This window comes from Bartonella vinsonii subsp. vinsonii, from assembly GCF_902825235.1.
In the GTDB taxonomy this organism is placed as follows: Bacteria; Pseudomonadota; Alphaproteobacteria; order Rhizobiales; family Rhizobiaceae; genus Bartonella; species Bartonella vinsonii.
This window is the reverse complement of the sequence record NZ_CADEAJ010000012.1, coordinates 1-21,522: the sequence shown is the minus strand read 5'-3', so window position 1 is coordinate 21,522 and position 21,522 is coordinate 1. Positions and strand designations below refer to the sequence as shown.

The 21,522-nt window shown below is 42.4% G+C and carries 21 protein-coding genes and 2 pseudogenes; 4 read left to right on the top strand and 19 right to left on the bottom strand.

From position 1 onward, the window contains the following. Positions 1–2: 2 nt before the first annotated feature. From J7R12_RS07805 to J7R12_RS07765, 9 genes are read right to left on the bottom strand one after another with little or no spacing between them, the layout of a single operon-like run. On the bottom strand, positions 3–1,313 hold the full coding sequence (locus J7R12_RS07805) for a phage tail protein (RefSeq protein ID WP_126603899.1): 1,311 nt from the start codon (positions 1,311–1,313) through the stop codon (positions 3–5). Positions 1,314–1,320: 7 nt separating this feature from the next. Next, positions 1,321–2,346, bottom strand: coding sequence for a phage tail protein (locus J7R12_RS07800; protein ID WP_126603898.1), 1,026 nt, complete (start codon positions 2,344–2,346; stop codon positions 1,321–1,323). An 11-nt stretch (positions 2,347–2,357) separates the two neighbouring features. Beyond that, positions 2,358–3,020 (bottom strand): transglycosylase SLT domain-containing protein, encoded by a 663-nt coding sequence (locus J7R12_RS07795; RefSeq protein ID WP_126603897.1) that lies wholly within the window; start codon positions 3,018–3,020, stop codon positions 2,358–2,360. Continuing rightward, complete coding sequence (locus J7R12_RS07790; protein ID WP_164713745.1) at positions 3,020–5,293, bottom strand: hypothetical protein; 2,274 nt, start codon at positions 5,291–5,293, stop codon at positions 3,020–3,022. Before J7R12_RS07790 ends, J7R12_RS07795 begins: the two co-directional genes overlap by 1 nt. Beyond that, the gene (locus J7R12_RS07785; RefSeq protein ID WP_126603896.1) at positions 5,290–6,621 is read right to left on the bottom strand and encodes a hypothetical protein; all 1,332 of its coding nucleotides are present in this window, start codon (positions 6,619–6,621) and stop codon (positions 5,290–5,292) included. The genes J7R12_RS07790 and J7R12_RS07785 overlap by 4 nt, the downstream gene beginning before the upstream one ends. Positions 6,622–6,644: 23 nt before the next feature. Beyond that, positions 6,645–7,484 carry a hypothetical protein gene (locus J7R12_RS07780; protein WP_126603895.1) on the bottom strand — a complete coding sequence of 280 codons (840 nt, stop codon included), beginning with the start codon at positions 7,482–7,484 and terminating at the stop codon, positions 6,645–6,647. 1 nt (position 7,485) lies between these two features. Beyond that, positions 7,486–7,911, bottom strand: coding sequence for a hypothetical protein (locus J7R12_RS07775; RefSeq protein ID WP_126603894.1), 426 nt, complete (start codon positions 7,909–7,911; stop codon positions 7,486–7,488). Then, positions 7,911–9,368: a hypothetical protein gene (locus tag J7R12_RS07770; RefSeq protein WP_126603893.1), complete on the bottom strand. Its 1,458-nt coding sequence runs from the start codon at positions 9,366–9,368 to the stop codon at positions 7,911–7,913. The genes J7R12_RS07775 and J7R12_RS07770 overlap by 1 nt, the downstream gene beginning before the upstream one ends. Before the next feature lies 1 nt (position 9,369). After that, positions 9,370–10,074, bottom strand: coding sequence for a phage adaptor protein (locus tag J7R12_RS07765; protein ID WP_126604068.1), 705 nt, complete (start codon positions 10,072–10,074; stop codon positions 9,370–9,372). Positions 10,075–10,137: 63 nt separating this feature from the next. Here J7R12_RS07765 and J7R12_RS07760 point away from each other — a divergent pair, with 63 nt between their 5' ends. Both J7R12_RS07760 and J7R12_RS07755 read left to right on the top strand, forming a co-directional pair. Continuing rightward, the gene (locus J7R12_RS07760; RefSeq protein WP_126603892.1) at positions 10,138–10,446 is read left to right on the top strand and encodes a type II toxin-antitoxin system RelE/ParE family toxin; all 309 of its coding nucleotides are present in this window, start codon (positions 10,138–10,140) and stop codon (positions 10,444–10,446) included. Continuing rightward, on the top strand, positions 10,427–10,708 hold the full coding sequence (locus tag J7R12_RS07755) for an addiction module antidote protein (RefSeq protein WP_126603891.1): 282 nt from the start codon (positions 10,427–10,429) through the stop codon (positions 10,706–10,708). Before J7R12_RS07760 ends, J7R12_RS07755 begins: the two co-directional genes overlap by 20 nt. Positions 10,709–10,745: 37 nt before the next feature. Here J7R12_RS07755 and J7R12_RS07750 read toward each other — a convergent pair whose 3' ends face one another. From J7R12_RS07750 to J7R12_RS07735, 4 genes are all read right to left on the bottom strand, one after another. Continuing rightward, entirely contained in the window at positions 10,746–11,126 is a 381-nt protein-coding gene (locus J7R12_RS07750; protein WP_126603890.1) for a hypothetical protein, read from the bottom strand. 11 nt (positions 11,127–11,137) lie between these two features. Further along, positions 11,138–11,518: a hypothetical protein gene (locus tag J7R12_RS07745; protein ID WP_126603889.1), complete on the bottom strand. Its 381-nt coding sequence runs from the start codon at positions 11,516–11,518 to the stop codon at positions 11,138–11,140. Between the two features lie 20 nt (positions 11,519–11,538). After that, entirely contained in the window at positions 11,539–12,666 is a 1,128-nt protein-coding gene (locus tag J7R12_RS07740; protein ID WP_126603888.1) for a N4-gp56 family major capsid protein, read from the bottom strand. Between the two features lie 91 nt (positions 12,667–12,757). Then, a complete protein-coding gene (locus tag J7R12_RS07735; protein ID WP_126603887.1) occupies positions 12,758–13,651 on the bottom strand; it encodes a hypothetical protein in 894 nt (297 codons plus the stop codon). A 275-nt stretch (positions 13,652–13,926) separates the two neighbouring features. On the opposite strand from J7R12_RS07735, the gene J7R12_RS07730 reads away from it, so the two are divergent. Then, a complete protein-coding gene (locus tag J7R12_RS07730; protein WP_126603886.1) occupies positions 13,927–15,093 on the top strand; it encodes a tyrosine-type recombinase/integrase in 1,167 nt (388 codons plus the stop codon). A gap of 219 nt (positions 15,094–15,312) precedes the next feature. Beyond that, on the top strand, positions 15,313–15,519 hold the full coding sequence (locus J7R12_RS07725) for a helix-turn-helix transcriptional regulator (protein WP_004865664.1): 207 nt from the start codon (positions 15,313–15,315) through the stop codon (positions 15,517–15,519). Between the two features lie 166 nt (positions 15,520–15,685). Here the strand turns inward: J7R12_RS07725 and J7R12_RS07720 are convergent, their stop codons facing one another. The 6 genes and pseudogenes from J7R12_RS07720 to J7R12_RS07695 all read right to left on the bottom strand — a co-directional run. Continuing rightward, on the bottom strand, positions 15,686–16,084 hold the full coding sequence (locus tag J7R12_RS07720; RefSeq protein ID WP_126603885.1) for a hypothetical protein: 399 nt from the start codon (positions 16,082–16,084) through the stop codon (positions 15,686–15,688). Beyond that, positions 16,081–20,190: pseudogene (locus J7R12_RS07715) on the bottom strand (hemagglutinin repeat-containing protein); the annotation flags it as partial. The gene J7R12_RS07720 and the pseudogene J7R12_RS07715, both read right to left, overlap by 4 nt. Before the next feature lie 57 nt (positions 20,191–20,247). Continuing rightward, on the bottom strand, positions 20,248–20,727 hold the full coding sequence (locus tag J7R12_RS07710; RefSeq protein ID WP_126603884.1) for a hypothetical protein: 480 nt from the start codon (positions 20,725–20,727) through the stop codon (positions 20,248–20,250). 21 nt (positions 20,728–20,748) lie between these two features. Further along, positions 20,749–20,922 carry a hypothetical protein gene (locus J7R12_RS07705; RefSeq protein WP_164713744.1) on the bottom strand — a complete coding sequence of 58 codons (174 nt, stop codon included), beginning with the start codon at positions 20,920–20,922 and terminating at the stop codon, positions 20,749–20,751. Further along, positions 20,910–21,320, bottom strand: a complete 411-nt coding sequence (locus tag J7R12_RS07700; protein WP_126603883.1) for a hypothetical protein — start codon at positions 21,318–21,320, stop codon at positions 20,910–20,912. Before J7R12_RS07700 ends, J7R12_RS07705 begins: the two co-directional genes overlap by 13 nt. Beyond that, positions 21,317–21,522 (bottom strand): annotated as a pseudogene (locus tag J7R12_RS07695) (hypothetical protein); the annotation flags it as partial. The gene J7R12_RS07700 and the pseudogene J7R12_RS07695, both read right to left, overlap by 4 nt.

The following is a 21,522-nucleotide window of genomic DNA, read 5'->3' as shown; positions in this document are numbered from 1 at the left end:
CCTCACGTCTTAATTCCAAACACTACTGACACATTGCGTGGACGCGTTTCTGCCCCACCATAACTATCCGTCATGAGAATATGATCATGCTCCCCTAGATCTTCTCCAAAGCCTTGGGAAATAAGATAAGGAACAAATCTTTGATCATGTGCGATAAAAAAAGGATGAGAGGTGTGGGGTGTTTTTCTTCTAGTAGGAGTTGATGGAGGTGTTTGTGTTGCTTCGTCAAAGCCCCTATTACATCTCTCTAAGGCATCCCCTGTTAAGCCAACACATTCCTCATCATAAACAGAAGAAGACCCTCCCCAACAATCAGGATCCTCATACCCCCACAAATTGGGAGCAAAACAGCCTTTCATTTTATTTCTACGCCGTAAATTTTCTGCCTTACGCGCTTGTTTCTCTTCCTCACTCTCTAATGAGAGGATACACTCCTCAACATCATCCCATTTGGAATGCTTCCGTAAACACTCACTCGTTGGATCCACACTTCGACGTTGTCTATGTGAAATTTCAACAGATGAAAGATCACGCCTACGTCTCGAAGAATTTCCGGTTGAAGCCGTAATCCCAAGGTTATGTTCATGATCCCTCAAGCTACATTGTTGCGTGCTTGCAAAACTTCGCTCTCTATCCACATTCCCTAAATAATCATAGCCCCGTAAAAACATCCCTCTCAGATCAGGAACCTGAAACGTTGTTGCCCCATCTCCTTCCCCCCATAAAGTTCCTATCGTTGCAAACAGATCACGGTAACTGTCCCGTGAATACGCACGCCCATCACACAACAACCACCCATCCGGTAATATCTCCATGGCAAAGCTGCCTATAAAACCCGTAGGCAAACGCCTAAAGGGAACGGTTTTGATCGTTGGATTGAGCAACTGCCAACCTGAAACCGCTTCATCATACACGAGCGTATAAATACAGTTGGGTTGGATTTCCGATCCTGTAAGGGGGACAAGACCTGTTTGCGTCGCCTTGTAAACGGGTTTACCTTCTAATAAATTAACCGAAACCGTGGTTGCTCCAATGTTCCAGCCATTTGATCTAAAGCGTACAACTCTATCATTCTTGTACTCTCTAAATTCTGTTTTGCTTGTTAAGCGAATGGTTGTCTGTTCATGCTCCAAATGAACAACAACACTCTCAATCGCTCCTCCACTCTCTGATAAATACTCCCGATAACGCTGCATCATGCCACGTGCACTGTTATTTACTGTATGGGGCGCTTGACCCTCTGACCAATTAATAACGCTATCGGCGCCCGCATTCTCAGACGCCGTCAAAGACCAATCATAAATCGTCGACATGTTCCCCTCAGGTCTTTATCGCAAAAACAACAGAGACATTGATCGGGCGCGTTTCATTTTCACCATCTCTTAATTCCGTCAAACGATGTCCTTGAGATTGCTCAGAAGGCAATGCCAAGATATCATAGCTCCGAATGTCCTCTTCTCTTATCCCTGAACTGCCACTAACGTTCGTTTTTTGCGCGTCATTAAGCGAATGCCCCCATAAGATCGTTGCATTACCATGCCAAAAATTCTCTTGGGTTTCATCCATATGAGAAACGGAAATCATATGTCCTCCGTGCTTATGCGACTGTATAAAATCCTCTTGCACACTTGCAAAGTGACGCCCAGTATCAATATTGCGACCATCATCAAGCCCCCGTAAAAACATCCCTCGCAAATCCGGTACATTAAATGTTCGATAGCCATCACCGCTCCCCCAAACCGTTCCTATCGCCGCAAACAAATCACTATAAAGGCTTCGGGAATAAGCACTCCCATCGCAAACCAACCAACCATAAGGCAATGCCTGCATCGCAAACGTCCCTATAAAGCCTGAGGGATAAGGATTATTTGCCAAACCTAATTGTGACTGTGTAGGTGTTGGATTGAGAAGCTGCCATCCTGAAAGAACCTCATCATAAGCAAGCGTATAAATACAGCCATTTTGTATCTCTCCCCCCTCTAACAAAACCGCGCCGCCACCATCTTTTGCTTTGTAAACTTGCTTCTGAGGCAAGCTGTTGAAAGCAACCGTGGTTGCACCAACATTCTTACCCTTCGCTTTAAAGCGCACCACTATATCATTCTTGTATTCTGTAAATTGTGATTTGGTTTGAAGCGTAATAACCGTTGTTTGTTGGTTGTGATCAATATGAAACGTGCTTTCTATCGAACCGCCCCTATCCGATAGACACTCCCGTATGCGCTGCATCATTCCACGCGCACTGTTATTGATCGTACTTGGCAATTGCCCCTCTGACCAATTAACCAAATTATCGGCATGCGTGTTTTCAGACGCTCTAAGCGACCAATCATAAATCGTCGACATGTTCGTGAATCCTAAATCCTATAAAAGGGTCCGTAAAAGGCTCTCATAAATTGTGACAGAAGAGGATTGTCTTCTTCACTCTGGTCTTCTTCTGAGGCTTCTTGCTGTTGTGAAGAAAGCAAAGCTCTTAAAAAGGCAAGCACGTTATCCCTGTTACCCTGTGGAGGTACACTCCCTCTACCAACAGGGTTTGCACGATAAGGCTGCTTTCCTCCGTACATTTGCAAGACATGATTAACAAAATCACCAGCCCGCATACCAGCATTGCCCCCATTCAAACCTACGGCATTGCTGCCAACAATTTGTGCTGCATGGGCTTGCGGGTTTTGAAGAAGACGCGCTGCTCCCCCTGCTCCTTGCTGATGGGCTAAATATAATTCTGCTTCGCTAGGTGCTCTTCCCAAAACACGGCTTAAATGATTGCGATTATCCCGTGTGAGCCGCCCCATCGCATCCGCTGCTTGTATAGGATCAAACCTATCCTGCAAGCCATATTGCTTGGCTGTGCTGTCTATAAACTGATACAGTCCACCAGCAGAGGAACGCGGGTTTCTTGCATTCGGATTACCACCACTTTCAATCTGTGCAACACGGTACAAATAACTTTCAGGCAAGCCATAGCGTGATGCCGCTTCACGTATCGCTTGTTCTATCGAAAGACTATAACGGGTCATTAGTTATATACCCTCTTCTGACTTGGTGTACTCAGCATATTAAATTGTCCCGCAAATGCTTTTCCTCCCCCTCCAAATAAAGCAGCAGAAACTTGTTTCACCCACTCTTTAGTCACATATCCTTTATGTTGTGCCTGCACCATTCTTTGAAGGATATTGACGATTTCATCATTGGAAAAATTTGTTCCCCCTGTTAACAACTTGACGACGTCCTTTTCTATGCGTTGACGCTCTTTCAAAGCTGCTGTTTTAAAGGGAATGTACGACGCTTTCAGAGTAGCTTTTCCTGCTTGCATAGCTGCATCTGCTACACTTGTAGGCGGGGTTACATTATGCGAAAAACCTATCTCTTTATCCGCTACACGATTTGGTATTCTGTTATAAAGATCAGCATAATTCGCTTCTCTATCGACAGCTTTCTTAACAGCAGCAGCTTTATCGGACCCAAAAGTCTTTGCAAATCTCTCATAAAGATCATCTGTATCAAAAATTTGCTTCGCATTCGAAACGTGATCTGTTGTTTGCGTCATACTTTCGAGAAGTTCTGCTCTTGCTCCTTTTTTTAAGTATTCTTGTTCGCCTTCTGATAATCCACCCAAAATTTTACTGAATTTATCTTTATTAATCTTCTTGCTAACAATTTTTTCCCCCTCAGACATAGCATCTACATGTGAACTGTATCGATGATAGATCGCCCGTCCCTTCGTATATTCAGACGATACATCATCCATAATCTCTAATAATTTTTTCTGGATACCGTATAAGGTACGAATGTTGCTTTTTTTCCCTTGGTTTCGTTCTAACTGTATCATGTCATCGATTTTCTCCTTAGTATTATGGAGAACCGCCATGTTCGGTTTATCTTTGAGAAGACTAAACTTTTGAGAAGAAAACGGAACAATTTTGTTCCCATCATTTTTGAATTTCGTTAACGCTTGATAATAAGCTCTTTTGAAATAGGGGCGCTCCATCAATTCATTAAGAGCACCATAATATTTTTCCCCTATCGGTGTCTTTTTTGCTATTTCATAAAGGGATTCTGATGCTGCTTTCTTGCTTGCAATAAGATCATCTTTTAAACTTACAACATCTTGACGAGGAACAAAATGTTCATCAGCAGCCTGATGAATACGTTCTCCTCCTCCCTTCGCTCTCGCGCCAGCTCTTTGGATTAAATCAAGAGAAGCATCCGGATTTTTTCTTGAAATTTCAAAAACAAGATCCTGTAAGATAGGGCTGTGATCTACAACATAATCATCAGGGCTTGCTGCCTTATGAAAAGACTTCCCAAGTGCTTCAGCAGTATCATTGCTTAAATGCTTAGTAATTTCTCTTAATGTTTCTTTTGGAACACCATTTACATGAGAGGGTGAAACAGCTCTTGCTGCCAATCCCCCAATTGAACCAAGCCCAGAACCAACAACACTTCCAACCGCTGCCCCTCCCACTCCAAAACCTGCACCAAGTGCTGTATTTATAAGCGTATTTCCTGCCCCTTCACCTTCACCTGCCCCATGTAACGCACCAGATAACGCTCCTACTTTAAGCAAATGCGGAAATGTTGTTTTGTTCGTAATACCTAAAAATGGGCTTGCTTTCTCACCTACATATTTCCCTACTCTGCCCACCGATGTTGGAACGGCTCTCGAGAATAGTTGACCTAATTTTGAAGTAGCATGAGGCGCTACTCGCCCCGCTAGTGATGCTCCCGCCCCTGCTCCTAAAGTTGCAAGTGAAGGCAAAGCAGACCCTAATATATTTCCACCCAAAGACGTCCAATAATGCGTATCGCTCATCCTACGTTGATAATCACGCCGTTTCTTGACTTCTTTGTCATACTTATCTTCATATTTCTTATCACCAGATAACCAATATTTTTTCATCCCATTGACAAAAGCAATCGGTGCCAACTCATTGAGAAAAGCAAACGGTGTCAACCCATCATCAGGATCGCGTCCTAACGCTGTAATTGCTTCAACTTCGTCATCTAAATTAAAACTGAGACCATGCTTTAAAGAATTCCAAAAAGCTTCACTTTGCGTGATTTCTGGAGGCTGTGGTGTATCTTCATAAGAAGGATTGGCGTATTCTGAAACAGAACCAAGGTAGGTAAAATTTGGACCAAGTTCTGATAGGCGCTCTCGATTAGCCGCATATTCTGAAACAGAGCCAAGATGGGTAAAGTTTGGACCAAGTTCTGATATTTTTTTAACTTGATTGCTCGTAGCACCTAATGCACGACCAACTACAAGAGAATTATTATTGTTAATCATCGATCCCTCTTGTAAACTTGACCATTGTAAATAACCGTACTCCCAATAGGCATTCTATTAGCTTCCTCTCTGCTATTTACAGTCGGTAGGTTTGCAACATTCACTTGTGACACCGCCTGACTGGTAGAATTTTCGCTATTTCCTGCCATAACGGCATTTCTCATATTATCTTCTGTATCCTCAATCTTACCTAATACAATACCTTGTACTTCAGGGTTCAGTCTTGATAAAACATCTTTTATTGTTGACAACCGCCGTTTAAGCTCTCGTGTAGACATACGTAAATTTAATTTCCCGAGAGACTCTTTTAACATTTCAATGTCTTTATCGCTAACATTTCCAAGTCCTAGCGCCCCTCTTTGCGATAGCATTTTCATTTGATCTATACGATCAAGCCCTATACGAGATTGTATTGATTCCAAAACCTGTCGTGCATCCGATTGTTCGGACGTTGAGAACGCATAGCTAGCAGCTAAAGCTATATTACCTGTTGCCTTATCCTTAAATTGCTCAAGGTATCCCTGCAAATAATCAATATCGTCTAGCAAAACCTTTGCATATACGTTTTTATGTTGACGTAAAGCAGCTTCTCGTTCTTTGTCCATATATGCTTTCCCACCAGGGTGATTAACCACTCTCCATCCCGTTGGAGAAGTTGAATCCGGTACTAACGAACTCCCATCATTGTAATGTTTTATGCTATCTGTACCGCCTGTGAACAATGCACTAAGCATTTGAGGATTACGCGCCATGATAGTAGCTTCTTCATCACTGTAACCTTTGGATTTCAGATACTCGACTGTTTGGTTAACTTGGTTTCTCTGTTCTCTTGCCATATCACCACGACGAAGATTCATAGCTGCATTAGCCAAATCTTGTGCCATTGTTCCATCAGACATGGCATAACCAAGGGCATAGTCTGATAATCTTTCTAACAATTCAGGACTACGCAATTGATCCCAAAAACTCTTTGAAGAAGTAGTATCTTGTCGTGGTTGTACTTGCGGTACAGATTGGGTTGGCTCTGATTGTGCTATTGGAATAGGGGATTCTGCTAGCGGGTTCTGTTGTGGTTGCAATGACGTCAAATCCGAAAGTGCATTAGGTAAAGGTTCTATATCCTTAGCCAAACCTAAGGGATGAGGTTGTGAACCAACTGTGCCAACCGGTACTGAAGGTACTAGATAAGGCAACATATTCGCCTGCTGTTGTGCTTTCTTTTGCGCCATACTTTGATTGTGCATCTGCATTACACGAGACGCATAAGGGCTCATTGCATACATAGAATTAATAAGCCTTGATAAAATGTTATCGCTATTATTTATCATCACTGCCTCTCTTACTTTTTCATTCACAAATAAGGTGTAGCAAATCGAGCAGCACCAGCTAAAAGTCCTATAATGTTTTTCCGAGGGTCGTTACCTTGCATCATAGAAGCTGTATTGCTGTTTGTTGTCGTGCCGTAGTTTCTTGCAAAGCCATGCCCTGCATTCATCAACATGTTCAACCTATTCCAACCGCTATTGTCTTGCTCCATCCACCGCTCGCGATTAGCATCAACAAGTCTTTGATTATACGCATCAAGCACCCCTCCCCCCTGTATGGCATTGAAATAGGCATTGCCATAACCCTGTAAGAAGTTATTTGATGCTCCCAACTGATTTTGATTGGCTTGGTCTATCAGTGAATTCGCCTGCATCATGCGGTCCGCATCACGATTATACTGATCTGCTGTAGCTCTTGTGGACAAAGCACCAAGTTCATTTGCCAATACATCTTGATGTGCACCGGACCCATAACGACCTGCGCCTGCAAAAGAGCTATTAATCGTATCTCTTACACGGTCTAAGCTATTTTGAAGGGCGGCATTAAAAGAGGGATTCTGTCCAATCATACCACCTGAAGCCATATGTCTAAGATTCATGGCTGACGACGTTGGATTGTAGATTGTATTCATCAAAGAGCGATTTTGATAATGATGAGGGATACTGCCAAGACCACTAATTCCATAGCGCGTTTGAGCACTCAAAGGTGCAACGCGTGGTCCCATATAAACATTACCACCAGCACCTGAATTATAAAGATTGTACGCATCTGCACCGCCCCGTTTAAAAACATTCTCCATCCAAGCAGGAGGGGCGCTTGTCTGTACCTGCTTTTGTTCTGTTGTTGCTGGTGTCTTGCTCCCCATTTCACAATTCCTTTCTGTAATAAAGCATGTCTATCCCGTAACCTTGCTTGTTTAATGCCCGTCGCCATCCTAAACGACCCAAGATCTCCATTTCACAAGCACCATTCTCACGCGCCCAATCCTCTGCAAACTTCAGATTGTCGATAAGCTCTAACCCGCCATGACCGCAACAATCACAAATGAGAGCACGCTTCTTCCCTAAAACCGTTGTTTGGATTTGCGTCGTGACTGCCAATAAAAAACGATCATCATCATCAAGCACCAGCCATAACTGCTTCTTGCCAGTGCAAATCTCTTCGATAAGCTGTTGCAAAGTAAGCTCGTGCTTGAAACGCTCCACATACGCACGAAAAGCCGCAAAAATCTCCTCAAAATAAGGGGCTATGCGCTCCTTATCCCAACTAGTCGTAAGAAACACTTTTGCCATTAACGTCTGCCTAAAGGTCGTAAATCCACGTTAAAGCCCGTGATATGGTTCCAGTGCACACCCTTTGGAATACGTAATTTAAAACGGTGATAACGATTGCGTGAACGCCCATGATAAGCGCCCGTGACAAAAGAACAGATCCTCTCCTTGTGCCATGTAATAGGCGTCTGATTATTGCGAACTCCACGCTCCCCTATACTCAAGAGCCCTTCTAGAGTATCAACCTCTGCAAACATTTTGGTGAAAAAACTAAAGCTCCCATCTGGTGATCCCATCTCTTGCGATATAACAACCGCCTCCATTGGAGCGCCTGTAAACACAACAAGCCTGTTTTGACCATCAAAACCACCAAGAACCGGTGCTCCACTTTGCCATATTGAACTGTCAAGAGAAGCGGGTAAGCTTTCAAGGCTTGTTGAAACCTCATCCAATTGCTCTAAAGTGTAGCCTGTCGTAAAAACAGGAAACAAACTTAAAAGCTCTCCTTGGATTGTTGACCATTTCTGCAAGCCCCAATCATAAACAAAGGTGGTTTGCTGGTTATTTCCACTCTTCAAAGACCAGTAAACACGATTATGAACAGGGTCTACAACTCCCTGCATCCCATCAAGAGCAAGCTTATCAAAAGTCGTGAACACAGTTCGATCGACCTTTTCAAAACCTATTGGTAAAAGCTGTCCATCAGGAACAACCTGATAAAAGCCACCATCTCCAGCAAAAAAAGCATTATTGCCACAACAAGCAATAGCTTGTGCACTCCTTGCTCCACGCTTGTCTTGTATCTTTTGAAACGTAAATACAATCTTAGAACCCGGAACAAAGGCTCCAGCATAAACAGCAGAACGTAAGAAAACAAAGGGATTGGCGGATTCCGTAGACCCTTGAACATATTCTCCATCCGGAAAATCCTGAAAATCGCAATCCTTCTGCTTAACTGTCCAATGAGTTGCATCATCCAAACCAGACCAATGGATGCGATTAGGATGATCGGTCAATTGCATCAAACAAACAAAAGGTCCCCAAACCTTCACCAAGCCTGCTTTCGGCGGATTGCCTCCTAAATCTTCAAATCGTTCAGAACTATGGGTATTAAAAACTTGTGGTTTATCATTTTTATTTACAGCAATAATTCTCTCACCAAAAATAGCAAAGGACCATTTGTTTTCTTCATGTGCATTATACGTGACACCAGTTTGACTGATGTCTTTCCAACCGCGCGTTTGATTATCGTAAGCATAGAGCTTTTTAGCTCCTCCTACGATGATCTTAACCACGTCACCTGATCTAAAAGCTATCGAACCTAATGGCTTCTCTTCCAAAGGAGCAGAAATAACCGTTGCACTTGGCATGGGTATGTAAGAACCGTCTGCCGGTAAAACATTCACAAGCGTATCGGTAAAACTGCTGTTAACAACCGCAACATCCGGTCTGTAATCGGCTATGGGGAAATAAACCATGTTAGAAATCCGTTGGAACAATTCTTGTTACGTTATGACGTTTGGATGTCTCTGCACGCAATTCCCGCAAATGTTCCTCAAAGTCACTGTAAGCAGCGGCTGCACAATCGGGTTCTTTCAAGATATTCTTGTACAATTCATATTTTGCCCGTGCTTTGATGAGATCAAAACCATGTACAAACCATGGGTGTTCCTGATGAACATCCGTAAGCTCTTCCAAACGCATGGGTGAAAGGATGAGTTGTACCTGATAGGCTCTATCTGGTATTGGATAGAGATACAGTTTCCTATCAAAATAACTGTAACAAACCGGCGTTCCTTGCTGTCCTGAGAGCAACGAAGGCTCTAAGGAAAGATGGTTTCTCCGCTCCAATTCAGACTTATTATACCCTGAGTTAAGGAAAACATTCTGAATTTTGACAGCCGTTTCAATATGGCGGGTATCAGATGCATCATAGCCCCCCTTGCCCGCCTGTGTGGTGAAGATGACATCACGGCTCTCATTAAAGTAAAATGTTTCTCGTTCACAAAACCGAATGGCTGCAAAAATACTTTCTTGTATTTGAGGAACATACTCATCCGCGATATCATCAATCTCATCCTGAAGGACCGATATCAATCTTGCAAATGTTCCTCTGTGACGAAAGACATCTTGCCGATCCTGTATCGGTCCACCAGTTCTTATCGTGATATAATGGCGCGACATCATGAAACCTTTCCGTAGAAATTTACTCTTGACGTACCATCATCTGTGCACTATAGTACTCAGATGGTAGTTATTCATAAAACTATAGAATTTGATACTTGGCTTAAGAAACTCAAAGATAAAAGCGCTAAAGCTATTATTCTTCAACGTGTTGTACGATTGAAACAAGGTCTTTTAGGTGATGTTAAATTTTTTCATGGCATAGGTGAATTACGTATTCACTATGGTGCTGGTTACAGAGTTTATTTTACCCAAAAAGGCTCTGAGTTTATCCTTTTGTTATGCGGTGGAGATAAATCAACGCAGAAAAAAGATATTGAACAAGCGTTAAAGTTAAAAGAGGAGTACAGTGATGAAAACTACACCATTTAAACCAGAGGAATATCTTGAAACCACTGAGGAACAACAAATATTTCTCAATGAAGCCTTCAAAACTGGTGATGCTGCACATATAGCGGATGCCCTTGGTATCGTTGCTAGAGCCCAAAATATGAGTACTTTAGCAAAAGAAACCAATCGCGAACGTAGTGGTTTATATCGCTCCTTAAGTAAAACAGGTGACCCTAAACTTTCTACTTTAGTTGCTGTGCTCTCTGCCCTTAATTTGCAATTAAGCGTAGAATCTACTTCATGAATCCGTGAGGAGAGTTCATACATCTCTCCCCTCAACCTCAGTGATTAGTCACGAATTCAACGACTATACTTGCTTGACCAGCTTGTACTGTCTTGTTGGCTTTGGCATAGAGAGTAAGTTCTTTATCATAAGGAACAAATTCCTTCTGATTGGTAGGCTTAACTTCTTTGACTGCCTGTTGTTTGATTTCCGCTTCACCAAACTCATTGCCACCAGCAGTGCTGCCTATTTTGACCTTTGTGTCCGAAAACGCTGTCTTGACATACACTTTAATCGAAGTGATCAAAGCACCTCGAGGTAGCGTACCTATTTTCAAAGCGTTTTCTTTATCTTCATAGCTAAAATTAAGACGTAAAAAGCTTACCTGCTGGGTATGAAGATTTCTCCCTTGCAAGGGTTCTGGTAAATAATCTGCCATGTCCTATCCCCTCAATGATTTGTCACGAATTGTACGACCACAACACATTCACCAGCAGCTGTTGTTTTGTCTCGCGTTGCATAAAGGGTCATCTCCTTATCATCTGCAACAAAAGACTTTTGATCTGTTGGCGTAAAATCTTGCGTGCCTTGGGTTTTGATGTCCTTTTCCCCGAACTCATTGCCTCCATAGGTACTCCCTATCTTCAACTTTGCCTCAGAAAACGCTGTCTTAACAAACGCTTTAATCGAAGTGATCAAAGCACCACGTGGTAATATCCCAATTTTCTCCGTGAGATGATTATCTTTATGCAAAATATTCAACCGTAAAAAACTTACCTGTTGGGTGTGAAGATTTCTGCCTTGTAATGGAGGTGGTAATTGATCTGCCATGTCTTTTTTCCCTCCTATAATTACGCTGCTACTTCACCACTGTAAGTGGGGATAACAATCGTTCCAAAATCTTGTGCTGTTTGTGCACTATTTGGCATTTGGAAACGTGTTTTCTTCATGCCTATCAAGGTCTTGGCTGCAACACCAAATTCACGTTCATAATCAAAATATTCTTCTTTAAGTGTGTAATGTGTTGCACTGTGATTTTTGCCAAAACCTATAATCGCACTCTGAGCTCCTAAGAAAACCGCACGACGAACACTCTTTACCGCTGTATTATTTGTCGAATTAACACCATGGGTGACATGAATCGCTTCACGTAAAATAACGCCATTATACATGCCTAGAGAACCATCAAAGATTGGGTTCTTCGCACGGGAGGTTGCATAAACGGATTTTTGAATATCTAACCACTCACCAACTGCTGTATTGGTTCGCAATTGCATGACTTGTGTTGGATGCAAATACAAAACATAAACATCATCACCATTGACATGGACTGGAGAAATTTGCGGATTGGCAAGTTTTGCTTGTTTAACCGCTTCATCAATCAATTTAAGACTAAAGCTATGTTTGGCTTTATCATTGAGGTCTTCATCCTTGGTTTTACCATCGGGACGGATAATACGTTCACTGCTTGGTGCCATGATTTCATTAAAGCCGTAATGAACCGGTTTAATATACACTTCTCGACCATCAACATTGATAGTACGGGCTGTATAACCACATACCTGAAGAAAAAACATGATGCTTAAACGATTTGCATACCAACGAACTAAACCTTCTTTGGCTTTTTTCCGTAAATTGGGGAGAATTCTCTGTTGATCAATCGAGTCATCATTCGCTACACGCGCTGCATGTAAAAGCTCGTTAATAACCAACCTATCATTCATAAATTGAAGGGCTTCTTCATTGCCCTCTAAAGTTTCACCTTGAGTGACACCATCCCCAAACAGATTCACCAACAAACTAAACGTAACGCTATCCCCTGCACTTTTATGGGTTTCGTTATAAAGCTGGATGATACTGTTCGAACTTTTGCCAATGAGTGGAGCAATTTTCGTTGCTTTCAAAACTTCATTGCTTAATTTTTGTGACCAAAGTTTCACCGCTTGCGGATCATGAGTCCCTATATGTGTTGTTGCCATTTATTTCACCTTTCTTTGCTGTAAAAAAAACCGGCTTAAAAGCCGGAGGAAAACCCGCATCAAAGGCGGATTATGCTGTAAAACTTGTTGCTTAATCGGGGTCTGCACCCATAATTTCATAAAAACGGGCTTCATTTTTCGGATTGGATATCCACGCATCAAATTCCTTCTCTGACATATCGGAAAGAGTTTGTTTGGTCATTGGTCCAACACTGCCCCCTCCTCCTGATGCCGTTAAAGTTTTCGCTGAATTCTGCCGGCTTTGAAGCGCTGCAACCTGATTATTCGCTTGTACTGCTTTGCTCTGATAGCCAAGGTTTTGTGCTATCGTATAAATCGCTTCTGCCGGATTAATTCCTTTTTCCGCGCAGGTAGCAACAACCGCCCGTAATTGTTGACCGATAACTGCATCTATCGTGCCTTTTTGCGAATATTCTGGATAAAGACTTGACCAAGCACTCAACTCCTTAGCACGAACCTCATAAAGATAATCCGCCGCTGCATCAAAATCACTGTACTTCTTTTTAACCGCTGTAACAGAATTTTCTAAAAACTCATTTAAATGCGTATCATATTGTTGCTGTTCAAAAGCCTGCCTTTGCACTTCCTGTTGCGATTTAATAAATGCATCTTGCTCTTGAAGCTTCTTTCCCATCCAAGCCATATAGCCAACGATGTCTTGACTCATATCAGGAGGCATATTTTCACCGTCAACAGAAGTTTCCTGAGATTTCGGATCATAAAACTTCATAAGAGCTTCACGTGATTTATGGACTCGTTCTTTTGCACGCTGCTCTTCTACCGTAGATATGTCCGAAGCTTCATGAACAGGCTGTGAGACCGGCTCTTGAGAACTTATATCATCACTGGTAACGGTTTCACTGTCACTGCCGCCATCAAAATACCCATCATCATCAAATACCTGCTGTTCTGCTGTGTACTCTTCATTCATACCTTCCATTTCTTCACTCATTTGTGCATTCATTCTTTCACCTTTCTAAATGCTTCGTGCTCTATATGTATCTGCTCGTGAACGCATAATCTGATTGTGCATTTGTTCATTCAGAATGCGTTGACGCTCTAAGACAAGGCATTGATTTGTAATGATAATTTACTGTTTTGCATATTGAATTAGACCCCCGAATATTGTAAGATTCTCTCATCTCAAATCATCTTATGTTCAATCAATTAAAGTCACTTACTTGCACATCACAAGCGGGGTTATCGTGTGGGTAAAAAACCGTTTAGAAAGGAGCAAAAATGCCTCTTATGAATCGTCTTAATGCAAGGGCTGTCGCAACATTGGGGGCTGGCAAATATAATGATGGTGCCGGCTTGTTACTTCATAAGCGTAAAGATGGGGGTGCTCAATGGCTTTATCGCTATACCATCCACGGGCGGCGTCGTGAAATGGGCTTGGGTGCCTTAAGAAATGTCTCTTTAAAAAAAGCCCGTGAATTGGCAACCCAATGGCGTTCTGTTTTGCATGAGGGTCGTGACCCCATTAAAGAACGTGACAAACAAAAGCGTGAGGCAATGCGTAATCTTCATTATTTAAAAGATATTGCCGTGGATGCTTTTGAAAGTCGTAAAGCAGAATTAAAAGGAGATGGTAAAAATAGTGAGTGGTTTTTACCTTTAAAACTTTATATTCTCCCTAAATTAGGTTGTATGCCGGTTTCAGAGATTACACAAACCGATATACGCAATACACTTGCTCCTATCTGGCATGCAAAAGCTGCAACAGCTTATAGAGCTCTTAATCGTCTTAATATATGTCTCAAATATGCTGCTGCCTTGGGTTTAGATGTTGATTTACAAGCAACAGAAAAAGCACGCGCACTCTTGGGAAAACAACGCCATAAAGTTAAAAATATGCCTGCTATGGATTGGAAAGAGATACCGGCTTTTTATCAAACACTCTGCAAAACACCAACTATGACACAATTGGCTTTGCGTCTGCTTATTCTGACAGGTGTTCGTACAAATCCTTTGCGTCATATCCATAAAGATCAAGTTGATGGTGATATATGGACCATCCCTGCTGAGAATATGAAAGGAAGGCGTGATGCTACAACAGAGTTTCGCGTGCCTTTATCATCAGAGGCATTAGAAATTTTGAAACAAGCGCGCCTGCTTTCTCGTAATGATTTCTTTTTTTCTCTTAAAAGTCATGGTCCCTTTGCTGAGAGGAGCATGTCAATCTACATGCAAAAAACTGGACTTAATGCCTGCCCGCATGGATTTCGGTCTAGTTTAAGGGATTGGCTAGCAGAAACAACCGATGCTCCCTATGAGGTAGCAGAAACCATTCTAGGTCATGTGGTCGGTGGACAAGTAGAACGTGCCTACCGTCGTACTGACTATTTAGAACAGCGCCGTGTTTATATGGATAAATGGGCGGCTTATGTCACGGGGCAATCTTAATAGATGGGGTCTTGTACCCCATTTTTATTCCATTATCTGTGGATAACTTTCTCTCTTTGTTCTCTCATTTCGTTTCAATAAGACTCATAAATTATCAAATGAGAAAATACATCATAAAGTACTGTTTTTTATGAATAAACTTACTTTCCAAGTTCAACAAAATATGGTTAATAAATACTTATGATTTGTTAATATTTTTTTAGATTGAAAGGATAAGTTATGACTGAAAATGATGTTCTTCTTACAGATCGCGAAAGTGCAAAATTATTGCATATAAGCGTTTCAACATTCCGTCGGCATGTCACCAATGGATCTTTACCAAAGCCTTTAAAATTTGGTTCTTTATCGCGTTGGTTACAATCGGATCTGATGGATGTGATTGAAAAAGCCAAAACGCAACGTCAACATCTCAGTGATGTGGCATAAAAAAACCTTGTCACATAAGGATGGACAAGGCTTTCTCTTATAAACCGATAAGAATATAGCAAAATCCATCCTGTGACGCAATGTTATGGATGGTGGATTAAGGAAACAATTCCGCCATTCCAAACAAAGGCAAGGATGGCGGATTGTCGGTCATCACAAGTAAGACTTAAGACTTGCATTCAGGTGCATTTTTATATTTTTTACAAAAAGGGCTATTTAAGCGCTTCTTGACACTTCGTTGCGGAATGATAGCCCCTGGACGACAAATGGGAAGATTTTTCTCTTTAAAAGTATAACACCAGTCACCTCTTCCTTTATAGCGAAATCCTGCTTGAACCATGCATGCATCAATTGTTGCTTTTGCATTAATGCTCTGTTGTTGGTTTTCTGGAAAAATATCGTAAGGCGTTGGCATGCCACATTCTAGCAATGCTTTTCCTATCTCAGTAAAGTCTGCACCAGGCTTCTCCCACATACTCAGAGCCCCTGGAGAAGGCTTATCGATATTACATCCAGCGATAGTTAACAGAATGAGACCACTTAATAATTTCAAAATTTTCTTCATTTTTTCCTCCCTGAATATTTTGAATAAATTGGCGTACGATTAGGCAAACCATAGAACTTTGTACAAGCATCACTCGGATGACCATAACAAGCATGGACACTGGGGTAGCCCTTAAATATTTGCCCTGCTTCTTTCCAGGGACCACTTCCAGGGGGTATTTGTTCAAAGGTATAAGGATTTTTGCCAATCTTTACACCAACAAAGTCATATTTATGATTTTCCAAATTAACATAATCCTGCTTGCCATCACTTAAGATATATAACGTATCTGCCATGTCTTGAGTATTAAAAGCTGGTCCAAAAAAATTAATCGTTGTTTCCTTTGCTATACCGTGAACACCCTGCTTTGCTAAATTATACGATCCATTACCCGCTGTCATACTGCCGCGGCTATGGGCATCAACATGCAATCCTTTATTGCCAAAGCTATACAACAGATTCTGGTACTTCTTTGCCGAATTGGTCAGACCACCCAAATTACCTTCTAAAAAATACTGATACCCTGCAATAACCCCTTCTACCAAGAGCGAATCGCTATGGGGAAACATCAGAAAATAGTGTGGATCATTCTTGTTATCAACCAACTGAACCGCATTATGGGCTGCTTCATCGGGTGTTGTAAGAATACCATTGAGGAAAACATGAACCTTGCCATCAGAACCTTTTTGTAAATTCTGCTGTTCCTCAGGCGTTAAATAATGATATTGTGGCTGTGGGTTTCCATGGCTGTCTTTTATATATTTCCCATTTTCATCTTTTGCATAGATCACATTGCCATTTTCATCGTGCTCAACGGTAGCCAGATAATGCTCTTTGATAAACATGTTTACAAAGCCCTGACCAGCGATTTCAAATCCTTCATCCGATAAATCATTGATCATGTCTAAGCGATTATGCACGGCTCCCTCAAGCAGTGCTACATCCAGCGGTGCTACAGCCTGGTGGGCTGCTGCGGTGTTGCGGTTGAGGGCATCAATGATTTGTCCAGCATCTTGCCCCATCGCCCTCTGTCCAGTTGTATCAGTAAGGATGATAGTCCCATCACTGATAGCAGATTTGGTTTCCCCTTCCGCTGCATCCTTGGCTTTTCCATGACTTAAAGCATTTTTAGCCACGTTTTTTATGACGCCATATTTCCCCTGTTGCAAAACACCGCCACCAGAAACATTAACCCCATGGCTACTGGCTTTAGCATGGGCACTGTTGGTGATGTCACTGGTACTGATGCTTCCTGTGGTCAGGCTGTTTTTGTCTGGCGACGCGGTGCTCGCAATCAGCCCCCCAGTCAGTGTTGTTTTATCTTTAACGTTGATCTTAAAACCGCCATCACCCGCTTTGATGCCTGATTGCTCCACAACACTGTGATAATCACTAGAGGATTGATCCTTTTGTAAGGAGAAGCTTGTTGAGCCTGCATCAAAACTTTTGCTCTCACCAAACCCAACAGAAGCAGATTTCTGCTTGTTAGAGGTTTGACCCGTATCACTGCGGCTGGTAATGGTCAAATCTCCCCCAACATTCATCTCTACATGGTCTCCAGAAACCTCTGCCCCCGCAAGTGTGGTGTTTCCTCCACTGTTGGTGTGAACAGTGCCTGTGCCAATAAGATGGCTGTTTTTGTGTTGAACTTCCTCACTGGAGCCTTCCCCTTGACTAAAGGAAGCATTGCCTGTTCCCCCAGCACCACCGGTACCATAGCTATACCCAACATTTACCGAGGCGCTTTCATTGTGGTTTTGTGTGCTTTGCGTGTTTTGTGCACTTTCAAAGGTAATATCTTTTCCTGCTTCCAAGGTGATATTTCCACTCTGCTCATCATTGTTTAATGCGTAGACTGGATTGGTACCGGCGATAATGTCAGCTCCAACACCATGAATACTGCCTTTGTGGGCTTGCATGTTAACAGAACGCCCTGCTTCCATTGTTCCTGTTACCGCCGTGGAGGTTTGAGAAGAGGCTTCCGCTTTCTCTGTCTTAAAGCCCACAGTCACACTCGCAGAAGCATCAGCCATATTGGCAAGAGCATCCTTGGTAGAGCCAGCCAAATTTCCTGCTACATTGCCCTGAGCTCTTGCGGTGTTGCCCCTTTCTCCTGTGTTACCAGTCAGAAAATTGAAAAAACTTTTGCCTTTGGTAAAGAGATTATAGCCTTTTAGACCAGCAATAAGACCATTGGCAATATGGTGTTTGTCATCCTTATTTTTAGCTTGCTTTACTGCATCTTTAATGCCCTGTACGGTACCAAGAGCCCCAACATTGACAGAGCCTGTCACACCAGCAAAAGACTTTTCGTGCTTTTCTTTTGCGTTAGAGGTATCATAGCTTTCTGATAGTGTGATAGTATTGCCAGCATCAATGTTGACATCACGATTTGCCAAAACATTTGTCGCTTGTAAATTCACATCATGATCGGCACTAAACTGTACATCTTTGCCCGCTTTAAAATTAGATGGTGTATTGGTATTTTCCCATTGGTCCCCTGTGTCTTTCGCGCTGGCAATCCCGACACCGACAGAGGCACCACTTTTGCTCTTTTCAAACTGAAAGCCAAAACCTTCCCGCTCTTCTTGGCTGTTTGACTTATGGCTATTGTGACCAGGTGAAACATTGATATCATGGGCTGCCGAAACATGAATATTTTCTTGCGCAGTAAAATCAGAGCCCACCACATTCACATCTTTTTTGGTGGCCGTGATGGTGATATTTTTTCCATTGAGAGAAGAGCCTTGATGCTCAAAACTTTCTTCATTTTCTGTCTTTCCCTCACTCCCGTAGATCGATACAAAGTCCTTGCCTGATCCCACACCAAAACCTGTTTCATGGGTCTGTGAATGGCTGCTATGGTGGTCCGTCATGCCATCAATCGTCACATTTTCTCCCGTCACATGAATATCTTCATTTGCAAACATATGAGAAGCAGTGATTGTGGTCTCTTTGTCTGATTGTGTGATAATGTTGCCCGTTGCCCCCAGAACAGAGGAAACCGTTGTGGTGTGCGATTCAGATTTATCTGAAGATTCCTCGTGCAAAAGGCTACTTGACGAGGATTGCTGTTGCTGATCAAAATGTTCTTGGGCGCCTTTGATAACAATATTTCCACCAGAGTGAATGGTAATATCCGCTTGTTTCTGATCTTCTGGTGTTTTCTCTCCTGATGCTTCCTCTGCCTTACCGGCTATGAGCGTCGAGGCTACAACTTCCGTGTTGTTTCCTGAGTCAATGGCAACGCCTTTGCCCCCAGATATGAGTGAACCGGAAACTTGGGTAGCATCAATCTTGTTATGCTCAGATTTGCTGCTACTAAATGTTCCCCCGTCTTTATGGTACGACATCTCATAATGTAAGCTATCCTCTGCATTGGTGATCACAATATCATTGCTGGCTTTCAGCCCCACCTTGCCATCAGCCGCAACAGAACTACCTGTGATGGTAAGATCATGCTTCTTTCCATCCTGCCCTGCAACGACAGTGGTATCGCCTCCAGATTTTATTGTTGATCCCTAGGAAATCGAGGCTTGCATATCGACTTTGGTGTTGTTGGCGCGAAGATGATACTCCATTTCATCTTCTCTCACCCCTATCGCTATCTCCCCTTGTGCACCAAGAACAACATTGCCCTTGGCATCTATATCGGAAGCAGCCATATGAATATCTTTTCCAGAGAGAACCGTGGTCTCTTTTCCAGAACTTAAATGAGAGCCATTGTGTAAGGCAACATGAGAGGTTTGATCCCCGTGATGGCTATTGGCACTGTTGCGCGTGGCATCAATCGAAATATTCCTCTCAGCTTTTAAGTTCAAATCATCATGGGATTGAACATCAGAGCCTAAGATATTCAAATCTTTTCCAGAAAGAAGTGTCGTCGATCCTCCAGAGTTTAACGCAGATTTATGATGCATGGTGGCATCACCCTGTTCATCATGGTAATGGGTTTCTGCTGATCCTATCGTCAAATCACCTTGTTCTGTGGCCATGGCAAGATCACCCCCGGTGCTGATCCCCCCAACGGCTTTTGCCTCAAAATGCGCATCTCCTGTAATCGAACCTTCCGCTGCCGTGTTACGGAGTTGATCGACCACCAAATTCAACGTGCCACCCGCTTGAATAAGAAGGGCACTATTTTGACTCCCTTCATCATTCGTGCTTTTTGTCCAACTCTCTCTTTAAGAATGAGTAGGACGCTTTGATGATCGCTTTTGCAAAGATTTTTTCGTTTGTTGACGTTTTCTTTCATTTTCAAAATGCGCTATCATAGCCCGTTCTTTTCTGGTCGTATTGCTGACACCAAAAGTATCATTGTCCATAAATTTCTGATATCCAGCTATCATGAGATCGGTTAGGAACGAGTCACTTTTCGGAGGTTGTGTAAAATAAATCCCCTTTGAATCCTGCAATTTATATCGATAACCTGCTTTTTTCATGCACTCATAAACTGAGGCAAATTCACTTGCATAGGCATTCATATCACTAGAAGAAGCATAAACTGGTTTCCAGCCACATTTTAAAAGTGATTGTTCGATTACAGCCCGATCTGTTCCAGACTTTTCCCATAAAGCCAACGTTGATGGGGGAGGAGTTCCCAACTGACATCCAGCTGTACTTAACAGAGCCATGCAACTCAATAGTTTTAAAGTTTTCTTCATTTTTCCCCTCTTTCAATGGATTTATTTACGATAAAAAAGCTCAAAAGCCTGTTGATATTTTCTGTCTATACTGTGTTTAAGACAGGTTAGGACTAAATTGAGATGGTGAATTAAGGAAACAATTCCGCCAGTCCAAGCAAAGGCAAGGATGGCGGATTGTTGATTGTGATCAGCAGCAAGACTTAAGGTTGGCATTCAGGCTGCACAGGACTTCTTTTACAAAACGGGCTATTCAAGCGCTTTTTGACACTTCGTTTTGGGATGACAGCGCCTGGTCGACATATGGGGAGATTTTCGGCTTTAAAATTCTCACACCAAGTTCCCACCTCTTTTTTAAGTTTATCACGGAATCCTGCTTGGATCATGCAAGCATAAATTGTTGCACTATCATTATAGCTCAAGCGCCTATTTTCTCTATCAAGATATTCAGGACTCGGCATTCCGCATTCTAACAATGCCTTTCCTACTTCAGTAAAATCTGCACCTGGCTTCTCCCACCCATATACGTTACCTAGAGGAGGCTTGAAAAAATCCTCACATCCAGCAATAATTAACAAAACTATTACAGTTAATAATTTAAAGGCTTTTTTCATTTTTTCCTCCCTGTATAAGTTGAATGAACTTTTATACGATGAGAGGCTCCGTAAGCTTGTCGACACCTTTCATCTGCATGCCCATAACAAGCATGGGGACTGGGATAACTAAATATTATTTTCCCCCCCTCTTTCCAAGGACCATTACCAGCGGGTACTTTGTCAAAGGTATAAGGATTGTGACCAGCTAACCATCCGCCAA

Coding starts and splice junctions, on each gene's coding strand:
- J7R12_RS07735 (WP_126603887.1), bottom strand. CDS start 13,651: ATGAATGCACAAATGAGTGAAGAAATGGAAGGTATGAATGAAGAGTAC.
- J7R12_RS07795 (WP_126603897.1), bottom strand. CDS start 3,020: ATGACCCGTTATAGTCTTTCGATAGAACAAGCGATACGTGAAGCGGCA.
- J7R12_RS07745 (WP_126603889.1), bottom strand. CDS start 11,518: ATGGCAGATCAATTACCACCTCCATTACAAGGCAGAAATCTTCACACC.
- J7R12_RS07755 (WP_126603891.1), top strand. CDS start 10,427: ATGAAAACTACACCATTTAAACCAGAGGAATATCTTGAAACCACTGAG.
- J7R12_RS07800 (WP_126603898.1), bottom strand. CDS start 2,346: ATGTCGACGATTTATGATTGGTCGCTTAGAGCGTCTGAAAACACGCAT.
- J7R12_RS07785 (WP_126603896.1), bottom strand. CDS start 6,621: ATGATAAATAATAGCGATAACATTTTATCAAGGCTTATTAATTCTATG.
- J7R12_RS07720 (WP_126603885.1), bottom strand. CDS start 16,084: ATGAAGAAAATTTTGAAATTATTAAGTGGTCTCATTCTGTTAACTATC.
- J7R12_RS07765 (WP_126604068.1), bottom strand. CDS start 10,074: ATGTCGCGCCATTATATCACGATAAGAACTGGTGGACCGATACAGGAT.
- J7R12_RS07770 (WP_126603893.1), bottom strand. CDS start 9,368: ATGGTTTATTTCCCCATAGCCGATTACAGACCGGATGTTGCGGTTGTT.
- J7R12_RS07780 (WP_126603895.1), bottom strand. CDS start 7,484: ATGGGGAGCAAGACACCAGCAACAACAGAACAAAAGCAGGTACAGACA.
- J7R12_RS07790 (WP_164713745.1), bottom strand. CDS start 5,293: ATGATTAACAATAATAATTCTCTTGTAGTTGGTCGTGCATTAGGTGCT.
- J7R12_RS07805 (WP_126603899.1), bottom strand. CDS start 1,313: ATGTCGACGATTTATGATTGGTCTTTGACGGCGTCTGAGAATGCGGGC.
- J7R12_RS07710 (WP_126603884.1), bottom strand. CDS start 20,727: ATGAAGAAAACTTTAAAACTATTGAGTTGCATGGCTCTGTTAAGTACA.
- J7R12_RS07725 (WP_004865664.1), top strand. CDS start 15,313: ATGACTGAAAATGATGTTCTTCTTACAGATCGCGAAAGTGCAAAATTA.
- J7R12_RS07750 (WP_126603890.1), bottom strand. CDS start 11,126: ATGGCAGATTATTTACCAGAACCCTTGCAAGGGAGAAATCTTCATACC.
- J7R12_RS07760 (WP_126603892.1), top strand. CDS start 10,138: ATGGTAGTTATTCATAAAACTATAGAATTTGATACTTGGCTTAAGAAA.
- J7R12_RS07700 (WP_126603883.1), bottom strand. CDS start 21,320: ATGAAAAAAGCCTTTAAATTATTAACTGTAATAGTTTTGTTAATTATT.
- J7R12_RS07740 (WP_126603888.1), bottom strand. CDS start 12,666: ATGGCAACAACACATATAGGGACTCATGATCCGCAAGCGGTGAAACTT.
- J7R12_RS07705 (WP_164713744.1), bottom strand. CDS start 20,922: ATGCCAACCTTAAGTCTTGCTGCTGATCACAATCAACAATCCGCCATC.
- J7R12_RS07775 (WP_126603894.1), bottom strand. CDS start 7,911: ATGGCAAAAGTGTTTCTTACGACTAGTTGGGATAAGGAGCGCATAGCC.
- J7R12_RS07730 (WP_126603886.1), top strand. CDS start 13,927: ATGCCTCTTATGAATCGTCTTAATGCAAGGGCTGTCGCAACATTGGGG.